We start from the raw sequence: 15,201 nt of genomic DNA, 5'->3' as shown, positions 1-15,201 counted from the left end.
TGACGAACCGGACGCAGCGCGCAATTCTCAGGACGCGTTGTCACATCGCGTCGACATATTGGCCGGGCCCCCGAGGCATGGATCGCGGCCGAGATGGGAATGCCTTGCGACAAGCGCAGACCTGGTGCAAGCCCGGATCCGAGGCCCGGGCCTGGACAAGAGGGGGGCGAAGATTCGGTCTCCGAATCGCGGCTCTGGACAGCAGTGTGCCTTTTGGCTACACTGTCCCTTTGCGCTGCCTGTTAGCTGCTCCCTGGCCCGTCACCAGGAGCCCGCCCTAGCCTGAACACGAGCCGAAGCGCCCCTGACCAGGGCGTGACCCCGTGTCCCGGGGATGGGCCGCCGGTATGCGCGTAGTGAGTCCGAGCCCTCGGAAGGACCCCCTCTTGGCCGCCTCGCGCAACGCCTCGACTGCCAATACGAACAACGGCGCCAGCACCGCCCCGCTGCGCATCTCCTTCGCAAAGATCCGGGAGCCCCTGGAGGTACCGAACCTCCTCGCGTTGCAGACCGAGAGCTTCGACTGGCTGCTCGGGAACGCCGCGTGGAAGGCTCGGGTCGAAGCGGCCCTCGAGAGTGGCCGCGACGTGCCCACGAAGTCCGGCCTCGAGGAGATCTTCGAAGAGATCTCGCCGATCGAGGACTTCTCGGGGTCGATGTCGCTGACCTTCCGCGACCACCGTTTCGAGCCTCCGAAGAACTCGATCGACGAGTGCAAGGAGCGCGACTTCACCTACGCCGCGCCGCTGTTCGTCACGGCCGAGTTCACCAACAACGAGACCGGTGAGATCAAGTCCCAGACGGTCTTCATGGGCGACTTCCCGCTCATGACCAACAAGGGCACCTTCATCATCAACGGCACCGAGCGTGTCGTGGTCTCGCAGTTGGTGCGCTCCCCCGGCGTGTACTTCGACAAGCAGATCGACAAGACCTCCGACAAGGACGTCTTCTCCGCCAAGGTCATCCCCTCCCGGGGCGCCTGGCTGGAGCTGGAGATCGACAAGCGCGACACCGTCGGTGTCCGCATCGACCGCAAGCGCAAGCAGTCCGTCACCGTGCTGCTCAAGGCCCTGGGCTGGACCACCGACCAGATCCTGGAGGAGTTCGGCGAGTACGAGTCGATGCGCACCACCCTGGAGAAGGACCACACCCAGGGCCAGGACGACGCGCTGCTCGACATCTACCGCAAGCTGCGCCCGGGCGAGCCCCCGACCCGCGAGGCCGCGCAGACGCTGCTGGAGAACCTCTACTTCAACCCCAAGCGCTACGACCTCGCCAAGGTCGGCCGCTACAAGGTCAACAAGAAGCTCGGCGTCGCCCAGCCGCTGGACTCCGGCGTGCTGACCGTCGACGACGTCATCGCGACGATCAAGTACCTGGTCAAGCTGCACGCGGGGGAGACCGAGACCACCGTCGAGGCCGCGGACGGCGGCCAGCGGCGCATCGTCGTCGAGACCGACGACATCGACCACTTCGGCAACCGCCGCATCCGCAACGTCGGCGAGCTCATCCAGAACCAGGTCCGCACCGGTCTGGCCCGCATGGAGCGCGTCGTCCGCGAGCGCATGACGACCCAGGACGTCGAGGCGATCACGCCGCAGACCCTGATCAACATCCGGCCGGTCGTCGCCTCCATCAAGGAGTTCTTCGGCACCAGCCAGTTGTCGCAGTTCATGGACCAGACCAACCCGCTGTCCGGTCTGACCCACAAGCGCCGGCTCAACGCGCTGGGCCCCGGTGGTCTGTCCCGTGAGCGGGCGGGCTTCGAGGTCCGCGACGTGCACCCGTCGCACTACGGCCGCATGTGCCCGATCGAGACGCCCGAAGGCCCGAACATCGGTCTGATCGGCTCGCTCGCCTCGTACGGCCGGGTCAACGCGTTCGGTTTCATCGAGACCCCGTACCGCAAGGTCGTCGAGGGTGTCGTCACCGACGAGGTCGACTACCTGACGGCCGACGAGGAGGACCGCTTCGTCATCGCGCAGGCCAACGCGCCGCTGACCAGCGACCTGCACTTCGCCGAGAACCGCGTGCTGGTCCGCCGCCGCGGCGGCGAGATCGACTACGTGCCGGGCACCGAGGTCGACTACATGGACGTCTCGCCGCGCCAGATGGTGTCGGTCGCGACCGCCATGATCCCCTTCCTCGAGCACGACGACGCCAACCGCGCGCTCATGGGCGCGAACATGATGCGCCAGGCCGTGCCGCTGCTCCGCGCCGAGGCGCCGCTGGTCGGCACCGGCATGGAGTACCGCTGCGCCGTGGACGCGCAGGACGTCATCACCGCCGAGAAGGACGGTGTGGTCCAGGAGGTCTCCGCGGACTACATCACGGTGGCCAACGACGACGGCACGTACACCACCTACCGGGTGGCGAAGTTCCAGCGCTCCAACCAGGGCACCTCCTTCAACCAGAAGGTCGTCGTCGACGAGGGCGCCCGGGTCGTCGCGGGCCAGGTGCTGGCCGACGGTCCGTGCACCGAAGAAGGCGAGATGGCGCTGGGCAAGAACCTCCTGGTGGCGTTCATGCCGTGGGAGGGCCACAACTACGAGGACGCGATCATCCTCTCCCAGCGGCTCGTCCAGGACGACGTGCTGTCCTCGATCCACATCGAGGAGCACGAGGTCGACGCCCGCGACACCAAGCTGGGCCCCGAGGAGATCACCCGGGACATCCCGAACGTCTCCGAGGAGGTCCTGGCCGACCTCGACGAGCGCGGCATCATCCGCATCGGCGCCGAGGTCGTGGCGGGCGACATCCTGGTCGGCAAGGTCACCCCGAAGGGCGAGACCGAGCTGACCCCCGAGGAGCGGCTGCTCCGCGCGATCTTCGGCGAGAAGGCGCGCGAGGTCCGCGACACCTCGCTGAAGGTGCCGCACGGCGAGACCGGCAAGGTCATCGGCGTGCGCGTGTTCGACCGCGAGGAGGGCGACGAGCTTCCGCCGGGCGTCAACCAACTGGTCCGCGTCTACGTGGCCCAGAAGCGGAAGATCACCGACGGTGACAAGCTCGCCGGCCGCCACGGCAACAAGGGCGTCATCTCCAAGATCCTGCCGGTGGAGGACATGCCGTTCCTCGAGGACGGCACCCCGGTGGACATCGTGCTCAACCCGCTGGGCGTCCCCTCCCGGATGAACCCCGGCCAGGTCCTGGAGACGCACCTCGGCTGGCTGGCCAAGAGCGGCTGGAAGGTCGAGGGCGAGGACGTCGACTGGAAGAGCCGGCTGCGCTCCATCGGCGCGGACGAGGTCGCCCCGGGCACCAACGTCGCCACCCCGGTGTTCGACGGCGCCCGCGAGGACGAGATCACCGGCCTGTTCGAGTCCACGGTCCCCAACCGCGACGGACAGCGCATGGTGCTGCCGTCCGGCAAGGCGCGGCTGTTCGACGGCCGCTCCGGCGAGCCGTTCCCGGACCCGATCTCCATCGGCTACATGTACATCCTCAAGCTGCACCACCTGGTGGACGACAAGCTGCACGCCCGCTCCACCGGTCCCTACTCGATGATCACCCAGCAGCCGCTGGGTGGTAAGGCGCAGTTCGGTGGCCAGCGCTTCGGCGAGATGGAGGTGTGGGCCCTGGAGGCCTACGGCGCCGCGTACGCCCTCCAGGAGCTGCTGACGATCAAGTCCGACGACGTGCTCGGCCGCGTGAAGGTGTACGAGGCCATCGTCAAGGGCGAAAACATCCCGGAGCCCGGAATTCCGGAGTCCTTCAAGGTGCTCATCAAGGAGATGCAGTCTCTCTGCCTGAACGTCGAGGTGCTCTCCAGCGACGGCATGTCCATCGAGATGCGCGACACCGACGAGGACGTCTTCCGCGCGGCGGAGGAGCTCGGCATCGACCTGTCCCGGCGGGAGCCGAGCAGCGTCGAAGAGGTCTGACGGGAGTCGGCCGGCCGGGTCCCACCCGACCCGGCCGGCCATCCCCAGGCCCCCTCGGACCCAAGAAGCCTGAACGCAACTGCCGGACAACCGCCCCGCCCGGCAGCGGCGACAAACCCCGAAAGAGGGATTGACGACAAGTGCTCGACGTCAACTTCTTCGACGAGCTGCGGATCGGCCTCGCCACCGCCGACGACATCCGCCAGTGGTCGCACGGCGAGGTCAAGAAGCCCGAAACCATCAACTACCGCACCCTGAAGCCGGAAAAGGACGGGCTCTTCTGCGAGAAGATCTTCGGCCCCACCCGGGACTGGGAGTGCTACTGCGGCAAGTACAAGCGCGTCCGCTTCAAGGGCATCATCTGCGAGCGCTGCGGCGTCGAGGTGACCCGGGCCAAGGTGCGCCGTGAGCGCATGGGCCACATCGAGCTGGCCGCCCCGGTCACGCACATCTGGTACTTCAAGGGTGTGCCCTCCCGCCTGGGCTACCTGCTCGACCTCGCCCCGAAGGACCTCGAGAAGGTCATCTACTTCGCCGCCTACATGATCACGTGGGTGGACGACGAGCGCCGCGCCCGCGACCTGCCGTCCCTGGAGGCCCAGGTCTCCGTGGAGCGCCAGCAGGTCGAGCAGCGCCGCGACGTCGACATCGAGGCGCGGCAGAAGAAGCTCGAGTCCGACCTGGCCGAGCTCGAGGCCGAGGGCGCCAAGGCGGACGTGCGCCGCAAGGTGCGCGAGGGCGCCGAGCGCGAGATGAAGCAGCTCCGCGACCGCGCCCAGCGCGAGCTGGACCGCCTGGAGGAGGTCTGGACCCGCTTCAAGAGCCTGAAGGTCCAGGACCTGGAGGGCGACGAGCTGCTCTACCGCGAGCTGCGCGACCGCTTCGGCACCTACTTCCAGGGCGGCATGGGCGCCGCGGCGCTCCAGAAGCGCCTGGAGTCCTTCGACCTGGAGGAGGAGGCGGAGAAGCTCCGCGAGGTCATCCGCACCGGCAAGGGCCAGAAGAAGACCCGCGCCCTGAAGCGGCTGAAGGTCGTCTCCGCGTTCCTCCAGACCCGCAACAGCCCGATGGGCATGGTGCTGGACTGCGTCCCGGTGATCCCGCCGGACCTGCGCCCGATGGTGCAGCTCGACGGTGGCCGCTTCGCGACCAGCGACCTGAACGACCTGTACCGCCGCGTCATCAACCGCAACAACCGCCTCAAGCGTCTGCTGGACCTCGGCGCGCCCGAGATCATCGTGAACAACGAGAAGCGGATGCTCCAGGAGGCCGTCGACGCGCTGTTCGACAACGGCCGCCGCGGCCGCCCGGTCACCGGGCCGGGCAACCGCCCGCTGAAGTCCCTGTCCGACATGCTCAAGGGCAAGCAGGGCCGCTTCCGCCAGAACCTGCTGGGCAAGCGCGTCGACTACTCGGCGCGTTCGGTGATCGTCGTCGGCCCGCAGCTCAAGCTGCACCAGTGCGGTCTGCCCAAGGCCATGGCGCTGGAGCTGTTCAAGCCGTTCGTGATGAAGCGCCTGGTGGACCTGAACCACGCGCAGAACATCAAGTCGGCCAAGCGCATGGTCGAGCGCGCCCGCCCCGTGGTGTGGGACGTGCTGGAAGAGGTCATCGCCGAGCACCCGGTGCTGCTCAACCGCGCGCCGACGCTGCACCGCCTGGGCATCCAGGCGTTCGAGCCGCAGTTGGTCGAGGGCAAGGCCATCCAGATCCACCCGCTGGTGTGCACCGCGTTCAACGCGGACTTCGACGGCGACCAGATGGCGGTCCACCTGCCGCTGTCGGCCGAGGCGCAGGCCGAGGCCCGCATCCTGATGCTGTCCTCGAACAACATCCTCAAGCCGGCCGACGGCCGCCCGGTGACCATGCCCACCCAGGACATGGTGCTCGGCCTGTTCTTCCTCACCTCCGAGCGCGAGGAGCGCGAGCTCAAGGGCGAGGGCCGGTTCTTCGCGTCGGTCGCCGAGGCCATCATGGCCTTCGACGCCCGTGAGCTGGACCTCCAGGCCAAGATCGACCTGCGTCTGCCGGCGGGCACCGTGCCCCCGCGGAGCTGGACCCCGCCGCAGCGCGAGGACGGCACCGCGGACTGGCAGCCCGGCGACCCGTTCCGGCTGCGCACCACGCTCGGCCGGGCGCTGTTCAACGAGCTGCTGCCGGACGACTACCCGTTCGTGGACTACTCGGTCGGCAAGAAGCAGCTCTCCGAGATCGTCAACGACCTGGCGGAGCGGTACCCGAAGGTCGCGGTGGCGGCCACGCTCGACAACCTGAAGACGGCCGGCTTCCACTGGGCCACCCGCTCCGGTGTCACCATCGCCATCTCCGACGTGGTGGTGCCCGAGAGCAAGGCCCAGATCCTCGCCTCCTACGAGGCGCAGGACGAGAAGGTCCAGAAGCAGTACGAGCGCGGTCTGATCACCCGCGACGAGCGCCAGCAGGAGCTCATCGCCATCTGGACGAAGGCGACCAACGAGGTCGCCGAGGCCATGGCGGAGAACTTCCCGAAGACGAACCCGATCTTCATGATGGTCGACTCGGGCGCCCGCGGAAACATGATGCAGATGCGCCAGATCGCCGGTATGCGCGGCCTGGTGTCCAACGCCAAGAACGAGACCATCCCGCGGCCGATCAAGGCGTCGTTCCGCGAGGGCCTCACCGTGCTGGAGTACTTCATCTCCACGCACGGCGCCCGCAAGGGTCTGGCGGACACCGCGCTGCGCACCGCGGACTCCGGCTACCTGACGCGTCGCCTCGTGGACGTCTCCCAGGACGTGATCATCCGCGAGGAGGACTGCGGCACCGAGCGCGGCCTGAAGCTGGAGATCGCCGCCGTCGGCGCCGACGGCGTGCTGCGCAAGGCGGAGAACGTCGAGACCAGCGTGTACGCGCGCTGCCTCGCCGAGGACGTCGTGGTGGACGGCAAGGTGCTCGCGCCGGCCAACGTGGACCTCGGCGACGTGCTGATCGACGAGCTGATCCGGCACGGCGTCTCCCAGGTCAAGGTCCGCTCGGTCCTGACCTGCGAGTCCGCCGTCGGCACCTGCGCGATGTGCTACGGCCGCTCCCTGGCCACCGGCAAGCTGGTGGACATCGGCGAGGCCGTCGGCATCATCGCCGCCCAGTCCATCGGTGAGCCCGGCACCCAGCTCACGATGCGCACCTTCCACACCGGTGGTGTGGCCGGTGACGACATCACGCAGGGTCTGCCGCGTGTCGTCGAGCTGTTCGAGGCCCGCACCCCCAAGGGTGTGGCCCCGATCAGCGAGGCGGCGGGCCGGGTCCGCATCGAGGAGACCGAGAAGACCCGCAAGATCGTCATCACCCCGGACGACGGGTCGGACGAGATCGCCTACGGCGTGTCCAAGCGCGCCCGCCTGATGGTGGGCGAGGGCGACCGCGTCGAGGTCGGCCAGAAGCTCACCGTCGGCACCGAGAACCCGCACGACGTGCTGCGGATCCTCGGCCAGCGCGCGGTGCAGGTCCACCTGGTCGGCGAGGTGCAGAAGGTCTACAACTCGCAGGGCGTGTCGATCCACGACAAGCACATCGAGATCATCATCCGGCAGATGCTGCGCCGGGTGACGATCATCGAGTCCGGCGACGCGGAGCTGCTGCCGGGCGAGCTGGTCGAGCGGTCCCGGTTCGAGGCGGAGAACCGCCGCGTGGTGCAGGAGTCCGGCCAGCCGGCCTCCGGCCGTCCGCAGCTCATGGGTATCACCAAGGCGTCGCTGGCCACCGAGTCGTGGCTGTCGGCGGCCTCCTTCCAGGAGACCACCCGGGTGCTCACCGACGCGGCGATCCACGCCAAGTCGGACCCGCTGCTGGGCCTGAAGGAGAACGTGATCATCGGCAAGCTCATCCCGGCCGGTACGGGTCTGCCCCGTTACCGCAACATCCGGGTCGAGCCCACCGAGGAGGCGAAGGCCGCGATGTACTCGGCCGTCGGCTACGACGACATCGACTACTCGCCCTTCGGCTCCGGCTCGGGCCAGGCGGTGCCGCTGGAGGACTACGACTACGGTCCCTACAACGGCTGACGGCCTGTCCGTCTCCGCGCCCCCAGGGGCGTGCGCGGGGCGGCCGCTCCCTTCGGGGGGCGGCCGCCCCGCGGCCGTTTCCCGGCCGCTGCGGCGGCCCGCACGTCCCGCGTACGCCCGCCCCGGTGTCCGGCCGCCGCGGTCCCGTTCCCGGGGCCCGCAGGGCCCTTGGAGCGCGAGGGAACGTGCGGGACGCCCCGGGCGTCCTTCATGATGGAGGCACAGCGCCGGTAGGGGGAGGTGGACGTGGTACCACAGCCATGGCAGCCGGGGCAGTCCTGGCCGGGCGACCAGTCCGGGATGCGGGCGTCCAACGCCGACCGCGAGCGCACCGTGGACGTCATCAAGGCGGCCTTCGCCGAGGGCCGCCTGACCCAGCAGGAGTACGAGGACCGCGTGGGCCGCGCCCTGCGCGCCGCGACCTACGGCGAGCTGGGCATGCTCGTGTCCGACCTGCCGCAGGGCCCGCTGCCCACGGCCCCCGCGCTGCCGCCCCCGCGGCCGCTGATGCCCTCGCCGTACCCGCCGCCGTTCCTGCCGGTGCCGCCCCCGCCGCCGCGGCGCCCGACCAACCCGTACGCCATCGGCTCGCTGGTGTGCGGCCTCGCCGCGCCCTTCACCGGCGTGCTGTCCGTGCCCGCCGTGGTGCTCGGGCACACGGCCAAGAGCAAGCTCCGCACCACCGGCGAGGAGGGCGACGGGCTGGCCAACGCCGGAATCGTGCTCGGCTGGCTGAGCGTCGTACTGTGGATGTTCATCCTCGTGGCCGCGATCGCGTGACCGCCGGGTGGCGTCGGCCTGCCCGTCCGCGGGCGGCCGGACGCGGCCGCGGCGCCGGGCCGGGACCAGGGCGCGCCCTATTGTTTTGACCTGAGCGGATGCGCTAGCTACGCTCTGTCCTTGTGCCTGGGGTGTCCCCGGGTTCCTGTGCGTGCCATCGCAGTCGCCGTACCCGCGGCCCGCGATCCGAGCGGCACAGGACACCGAGAATTCCGCACGACCTGCTCTCTCATCTGTTGTGATGGGTGTCGCGGGACCAGTGCAGCGCGTCCGACACGCCCGACCGCGTGGGTCGGTGAACGGGCGGAGCGCTCCAGGTTAGCTACATCACACTGGCACACAGAAAACGGAGAAGCGGTGCCTACGATCCAGCAGCTGGTCCGGAAAGGCCGGCAGGACAAGGTCGAGAAGAACAAGACGCCCGCGCTGAAGGGCTCTCCGCAGCGCCGTGGTGTCTGCACGCGTGTGTACACCACGACCCCGAAGAAGCCGAACTCGGCTCTTCGGAAGGTCGCCCGTGTGCGCCTGACCAGCGGGATCGAGGTCACCGCCTACATCCCGGGCGAGGGCCACAACCTGCAGGAGCACTCCATCGTGCTCGTGCGTGGTGGCCGTGTGAAGGACCTGCCGGGTGTTCGTTACAAGATCATCCGTGGTTCGCTCGACACCCAGGGTGTCAAGAACCGCAAGCAGGCCCGCAGCCGCTACGGCGCCAAGAAGGAGAAGTAAGAATGCCTCGCAAGGGCCCTGCCCCGAAGCGCCCGGTCATCGTCGACCCGGTCTACAACTCTCCGCTGGTCACCTCGCTGGTCAACAAGATCCTGCTGAACGGCAAGCGCTCCACCGCCGAGCGGATCGTCTACGGCGCTCTCGAGGGCCTTCGTGACAAGACCGGCAACGACCCGGTGATCACGCTCAAGCGCGCCCTGGAGAACGTCAAGCCGACCCTCGAGGTCCGCTCCCGCCGCGTCGGTGGTGCCACCTACCAGGTGCCGGTCGAGGTCCGCCCCGGCCGCTCCACCACGCTGGCCCTGCGCTGGATCGTGGGCTACGCGCGCGCCCGCCGCGAGAAGACCATGACCGAGCGCCTGATGAACGAGCTCCTGGACGCCTCGAACGGTCTGGGCGCCGCGGTCAAGCGCCGCGAGGACACCCACAAGATGGCCGAGTCCAACAAGGCCTTCGCGCACTACCGCTGGTAGTCGACCCCCGCTAACAACGAGAACCGAGAGAAGACTGAGCCACATGGCCACCACTTCGCTTGACCTGGCCAGGGTCCGCAACATCGGGATCATGGCCCACATCGACGCGGGCAAGACCACCACCACCGAGCGCATCCTGTTCTACACCGGTGTGAACTACAAGATCGGTGAGGTCCACGAGGGCGCTGCCACGATGGACTGGATGGAGCAGGAGCAGGAGCGCGGCATCACCATCACGTCCGCCGCGACCACCTGCCACTGGTCCGTCGAGGACGTCGACCACACCATCAACATCATCGACACCCCCGGTCACGTCGACTTCACGGTCGAGGTCGAGCGCTCCCTGCGCGTGCTCGACGGCGCGATCACGGTGTTCGACGGTGTCGCGGGTGTGGAGCCGCAGTCCGAGACCGTGTGGCGCCAGGCCGACCGCTACGGCGTGCCGCGGATCTGCTTCGTCAACAAGCTGGACCGCACGGGCGCCGAGTTCCACCGCTGCGTGGACATGATCGTGGACCGCCTGAACGCGACCCCGCTGGTCATGCAGCTCCCGATCGGCGCCGAGGCCGACTTCAAGGGCGTCGTGGACCTCGTCGCCATGAAGGGCCTGGTCTGGTCCGCCGAGGCGGCCAAGGGCGAGATGTACGACGTGGTGGACATCCCGGCCACCCACCTGGAGGCGGCCCAGGAGTACCGCGACAAGCTCCTGGAGACCGTCGCCGAGGCCGACGAGGAGATGATGGAGCTGTACCTGGAGGGCACCGAGCCCACCGAGGAGCAGCTCATCGCGGCCATCCGCCGCGCCACCATCGCCCGCGAGCTCACCCCGGTGTTCTGCGGCACCGCGTTCAAGAACAAGGGCGTGCAGCCCCTGCTCGACGCGGTGGTGCGCTACCTGCCGTCCCCGCTCGACATCGAGGCCGTCGAGGGCCACAAGGTCGGCGACGAGGAGACGGTGCTCACGCGCAAGCCGAGCAACGAGGAGCCCTTCTCCGCCCTCGCGTTCAAGATCATGAGCGACCCGCACCTGGGCAAGCTCACCTACCTGCGCGTCTACTCCGGCGTCCTGGAGTCCGGCACCCAGGTGCTGAACTCCGTCAAGGGCCGCAAGGAGCGCATCGGCAAGATCTACCGCATGCACGCGAACAAGCGTGAGGAGATCTCGTCGGTGGGCGCGGGCGACATCGTCGCCGTGATGGGCCTGAAGGACACCACGACCGGCGAGACGCTCAGCGACGCGTCGAACCCGATCATCCTGGAGTCCATGAACTTCCCCGCTCCGGTCATCGAGGTGGCCATCGAGCCGAAGTCCAAGGGCGACCAGGAGAAGCTGGGTGTCGCCATCCAGCGCCTCGCCGAGGAGGACCCGTCCTTCCAGGTCCACACGGACGAGGAGACCGGCCAGACCATCATCAAGGGCATGGGCGAGCTGCACCTGGACGTGCTGGTCGACCGCATGCGCCGCGAGTTCAAGGTCGAGGCCAACGTCGGTAAGCCCCAGGTGGCCTACCGCGAGACGATCCGCAAGGCTGTCGAGCGGGTCGACTACACGCACAAGAAGCAGACCGGTGGCTCCGGTCAGTTCGCGAAGGTGCAGATCGCCGTCGAGCCCCTCGAGGGCGGCGACGGGAACTACGAGTTCGTGAACAAGATCACTGGTGGTCGCGTTCCGCGGGAGTACATCCCCTCGGTCGACGCCGGCTGCCAGGAGGCCATGGAGTTCGGCGTGCTCGCCGGGTACCCGCTCGTGGGTGTCCGCGTCACGCTGCTGGACGGCGCCTACCACGAGGTGGACTCCTCGGAGCTCGCGTTCAAGATCGCCGGTTCGATGGCGTTCAAGGAGGCGGCGCGCAAGGCCAGCCCGGTTCTGCTGGAGCCGATGATGGCCGTCGAGGTGACCACTCCCGAGGACTACATGGGCGACGTCATCGGCGACCTGAACTCTCGCCGTGGCCAGATCCAGGCCATGGAGGAGCGCAGTGGCGCCCGGGTCGTGAAGGCCCTCGTGCCGCTGTCGGAGATGTTCGGCTACGTCGGCGACCTCCGCAGCAAGACCTCGGGTCGGGCCAGCTACTCGATGCAGTTCGACTCCTACGCCGAGGTTCCGCGTAACGTCGCGGAGGAGATCATCGCCAAGGCCAAGGGCGAGTAACCACCGCGTTGCTCAGCCCCTGGGCTGAGGCACTAGGCTCGGGGACAAACCACCGCACACCCCCCGTGGTGTGCGGTGGGAAACCCGGTAGCCGGCCCCCAAGCGAAACGGTCAAGGGCGTCCCCTAGGGGTCCTGGCCGGTTCGGTAGACCCCCCTGGCAGCCGTACAGCGTATGGCGCACAGAATCCAGTCCACAGGAGGACCCCAGTGGCGAAGGCGAAGTTCGAGCGGACTAAGCCGCACGTCAACATCGGCACCATCGGGCACATCGACCACGGTAAGACGACCCTTACCGCGGCGATCACCAAGGTGCTGCACGACGCGTACCCGGAGCTGAACCCCTTCACGCCGTTCGACCAGATCGACAAGGCGCCGGAGGAGCGGCAGCGCGGTATCACCATCTCGATCGCGCACGTCGAGTACCAGACCGAGACGCGTCACTACGCCCACGTTGACTGCCCTGGTCACGCGGACTACATCAAGAACATGATCACCGGTGCCGCCCAGATGGACGGCGCGATCCTGGTGGTCGCCGCGACCGACGGCCCGATGCCGCAGACCAAGGAGCACGTGCTCCTGGCCCGCCAGGTCGGCGTTCCGTACATCGTTGTCGCCCTGAACAAGGCCGACATGGTGGACGACGAGGAGATCCTGGAGCTCGTCGAGCTCGAGGTCCGCGAGCTGCTGTCCGAGTACGAGTTCCCGGGCGACGACGTTCCGGTCGTCCGCGTCTCGGCGCTCAAGGCGCTCGAGGGCGACAAGGAGTGGGGCGAGAAGCTCCTCGGCCTGATGCAGGCCGTGGACGAGTCCATCCCCACCCCGGAGCGCGACGTCGACAAGCCGTTCCTCATGCCGATCGAGGACGTCTTCACGATCACCGGCCGCGGCACCGTGGTGACCGGCCGCATCGAGCGTGGCGTGCTCAAGGTCAACGAGACGGTGGACATCGTCGGTATCCGTCCGGAGAAGGCCACCACCACGGTCACCGGCATCGAGATGTTCCGCAAGCTCCTCGACGAGGGCCAGGCCGGTGAGAACGTCGGTCTGCTGCTCCGCGGCATCAAGCGCGAGGACGTCGAGCGCGGCCAGGTCGTCATCAAGCCGGGTTCGGTGACCCCGCACACCCAGTTCGAGGCGCAGGCCTACATCCTGTCGAAGGACGAGGGTGGCCGCCACACCCCGTTCTTCAACAACTACCGCCCGCAGTTCTACTTCCGGACCACGGACGTGACCGGCGTGGTGACCCTCCCCGAGGGCACCGAGATGGTCATGCCCGGCGACAACACCGCCATGACCGTCGAGCTGATCCAGCCCGTCGCCATGGAGGAGGGCCTGAAGTTCGCCATCCGCGAGGGTGGCCGCACCGTGGGCGCCGGCCAGGTCACCAAGATCCTCAAGTGACCCGGTAGCTCTTCCGAGCACCCGGACAGGGCCCGCGCGACCGAGAGGTCGTGCGGGCCCTGTCGCTTTTCGGCGGCCGGTCGGGCGCTCCGGGGAAGCGGGGCCCGCCGGCGCCGGGTTCCGGGGCGGGAAGTAAGGTGGCCCCGGGCGCGCGAAACGCCCCACGCGGCTCCTGGAGGCCCTCCCGCCGGTGGCGCGGCACCGAGAGCCCGCTCGCCGCCCGAAACGCCCCTCTGATCCCCACTCGCGCCGCGAGGACGGCCCCCCGGGTCCTCCCGCGGCCCTCCCGGCCCCGCGGACACCCCGTCGCGGCCCCCGCGCCGCGCGCGCCGCCCCGCCCCGCGGCCTCCCGCACGGCGGCGGGATTCAACATCGCCGACGCGGGGTATGCCCCCCGATTGGCAGTCGGCGTGTCCCTTGTGGCACACTCTTCTAGTTGCTCGGTTGAGCGCCGATGTTGCACGCCTCCCGCCGGGAGGACCGGAAGCGAGTCCCACAGTATTCGTCGTCCCACTCGCGGGCGGAAGTACGGGAATCTTCCGGGAAGTGTCAACGGGGTGCCGGCCAGGCACCCGGTGGTGGGGTACCCGTCGTGGTCCCTCTCCGCCACACGCGGTCGCGTGACCCACCCCCTCCGAGGGATCCCGCCCAGGGTGAACTGCGAGAAGGAGTGCGACACGCCCGACCGCGTGGGTCGGAGGAAGCGGTGATCCGAAAGGGTTCCGCCCCCGGGTTCCAGGAGCCTTTTCGAGAGACAGGACTACGAAGTAGCCATGGCGGGACAGAAGATCCGCATCCGGCTCAAGGCCTACGACCACGAGGTCATCGACTCCTCGGCGAAGAAGATCGTCGAGACGGTGACGCGTACTGGTGCGCAGGTCGCGGGCCCGGTGCCGCTGCCCACTGAGAAGAACGTGTACTGCGTCATCAAGTCGCCGCACAAGTACAAGGACTCGCGCGAGCACTTCGAGATGCGTACGCACAAGCGCCTCATCGACATCCTCGACCCCACGCCGAAGACCGTCGACTCGCTCATGCGGCTCGACCTGCCGGCGGGTGTCGACATCGAGATCAAGCTCTGAGGGACGCACCGGAAATGGCTAAGCAGATTAAGGGCGTCCTGGGCGAGAAGCTCGGCATGACCCAGGTCTGGGACGAGAACAACCGGGTCGTCCCGGTGACCGTCGTCAAGGCCGGGCCGTGTGTCGTGACCCAGGTCCGCACCGCTGACAAGGACGGCTACGAGGCCGTCCAGATCGCCTTCGGCGAGATCGACCCGCGCAAGGTCAACAAGCCCCTCAAGGGCCACTTCGAGAAGTCCGGCGTGCCCCCGCGGCGCCACCTGGTGGAGCTGCGCACCTCCGACGCCTCCGAGTACACCCTGGGCCAGGAGATCACCGCCGAGGTGTTCGAGTCCGGCACCAAGGTCGACGTGACCGGCAAGAGCAAGGGCAAGGGCTTCGCCGGCGTCATGAAGCGCCACAACTTCCGTGGCCTCGGCGCCGGGCACGGCACGCAGCGCAAGCACCGCTCGCCCGGCTCCATCGGTGGCTGCGCCACGCCGGGCCGCGTGTTCAAAGGCATGCGCATGGCCGGCCGTATGGGCAACGAGCGGGTCACCACCCAGAACCTGACCGTCCACGCCGTTGACGCGGAGAAGGGGCTGCTCCTGATCAAGGGCAGCATCCCTGGTCCGAACGGCGGCCTCGTCCTGGTCCGCACCGCGGCCAAGGGGGCCTGA

9 protein-coding genes are annotated in these 15,201 nt (G+C 68.5%); all 9 read left to right on the top strand.

The window, feature by feature from the left end:
- The first annotated feature begins 386 nt into the window (after window positions 1-386).
- The 9 genes from rpoB (at window position 387) to rplC (ending at window position 15,201) form a co-directional block, all read left to right on the top strand.
- Entirely contained in the window at window positions 387-3,884 is a 3,498-nt protein-coding gene (rpoB, locus tag ACYVO2_RS29095; protein WP_461011010.1) for a DNA-directed RNA polymerase subunit beta, read from the top strand.
- 140 nt (window positions 3,885-4,024) lie between these two features.
- Window positions 4,025-7,924 carry a DNA-directed RNA polymerase subunit beta' gene (locus tag ACYVO2_RS29090; protein WP_461011009.1) on the top strand — a complete coding sequence of 1,300 codons (3,900 nt, stop codon included), beginning with the start codon at window positions 4,025-4,027 and terminating at the stop codon, window positions 7,922-7,924.
- Window positions 7,925-8,224: 300 nt separating this feature from the next.
- Complete coding sequence (locus ACYVO2_RS29085; RefSeq protein ID WP_461011045.1) at window positions 8,225-8,704, top strand: DUF1707 and DUF4190 domain-containing protein; 480 nt, start codon at window positions 8,225-8,227, stop codon at window positions 8,702-8,704.
- A 357-nt stretch (window positions 8,705-9,061) separates the two neighbouring features.
- Window positions 9,062-9,433, top strand: a complete 372-nt coding sequence (gene rpsL / locus ACYVO2_RS29080; protein WP_014144289.1) for a 30S ribosomal protein S12 — start codon at window positions 9,062-9,064, stop codon at window positions 9,431-9,433.
- A gap of 2 nt (window positions 9,434-9,435) precedes the next feature.
- Window positions 9,436-9,906 (top strand): 30S ribosomal protein S7, encoded by a 471-nt coding sequence (gene rpsG / locus ACYVO2_RS29075; RefSeq protein WP_461011008.1) that lies wholly within the window; start codon window positions 9,436-9,438, stop codon window positions 9,904-9,906.
- Between the two features lie 43 nt (window positions 9,907-9,949).
- Window positions 9,950-12,058, top strand: coding sequence for an elongation factor G (fusA, locus tag ACYVO2_RS29070; protein WP_461011007.1), 2,109 nt, complete (start codon window positions 9,950-9,952; stop codon window positions 12,056-12,058).
- A gap of 208 nt (window positions 12,059-12,266) precedes the next feature.
- Window positions 12,267-13,460, top strand: coding sequence for an elongation factor Tu (gene tuf / locus ACYVO2_RS29065; RefSeq protein WP_461011006.1), 1,194 nt, complete (start codon window positions 12,267-12,269; stop codon window positions 13,458-13,460).
- Window positions 13,461-14,233: 773 nt separating this feature from the next.
- On the top strand, window positions 14,234-14,542 hold the full coding sequence (rpsJ, locus tag ACYVO2_RS29060; RefSeq protein WP_014144312.1) for a 30S ribosomal protein S10: 309 nt from the start codon (window positions 14,234-14,236) through the stop codon (window positions 14,540-14,542).
- Window positions 14,543-14,556: 14 nt separating this feature from the next.
- Window positions 14,557-15,201 (top strand): 50S ribosomal protein L3, encoded by a 645-nt coding sequence (gene rplC, locus ACYVO2_RS29055; protein ID WP_461011005.1) that lies wholly within the window; start codon window positions 14,557-14,559, stop codon window positions 15,199-15,201.

This window comes from Streptomyces capparidis (genome assembly GCF_054782095.1).
Note: the sequence above shows the minus strand (reverse complement) of the source record. Positions and strands in the feature narration are given on the sequence as shown.

Coding starts and splice junctions, on each gene's coding strand:
- ACYVO2_RS29085 (WP_461011045.1), top strand. CDS start 8,225: ATGCGGGCGTCCAACGCCGACCGCGAGCGCACCGTGGACGTCATCAAG.
- rpsG (WP_461011008.1), top strand. CDS start 9,436: ATGCCTCGCAAGGGCCCTGCCCCGAAGCGCCCGGTCATCGTCGACCCG.
- fusA (WP_461011007.1), top strand. CDS start 9,950: ATGGCCACCACTTCGCTTGACCTGGCCAGGGTCCGCAACATCGGGATC.
- rplC (WP_461011005.1), top strand. CDS start 14,557: ATGGCTAAGCAGATTAAGGGCGTCCTGGGCGAGAAGCTCGGCATGACC.
- rpsJ (WP_014144312.1), top strand. CDS start 14,234: ATGGCGGGACAGAAGATCCGCATCCGGCTCAAGGCCTACGACCACGAG.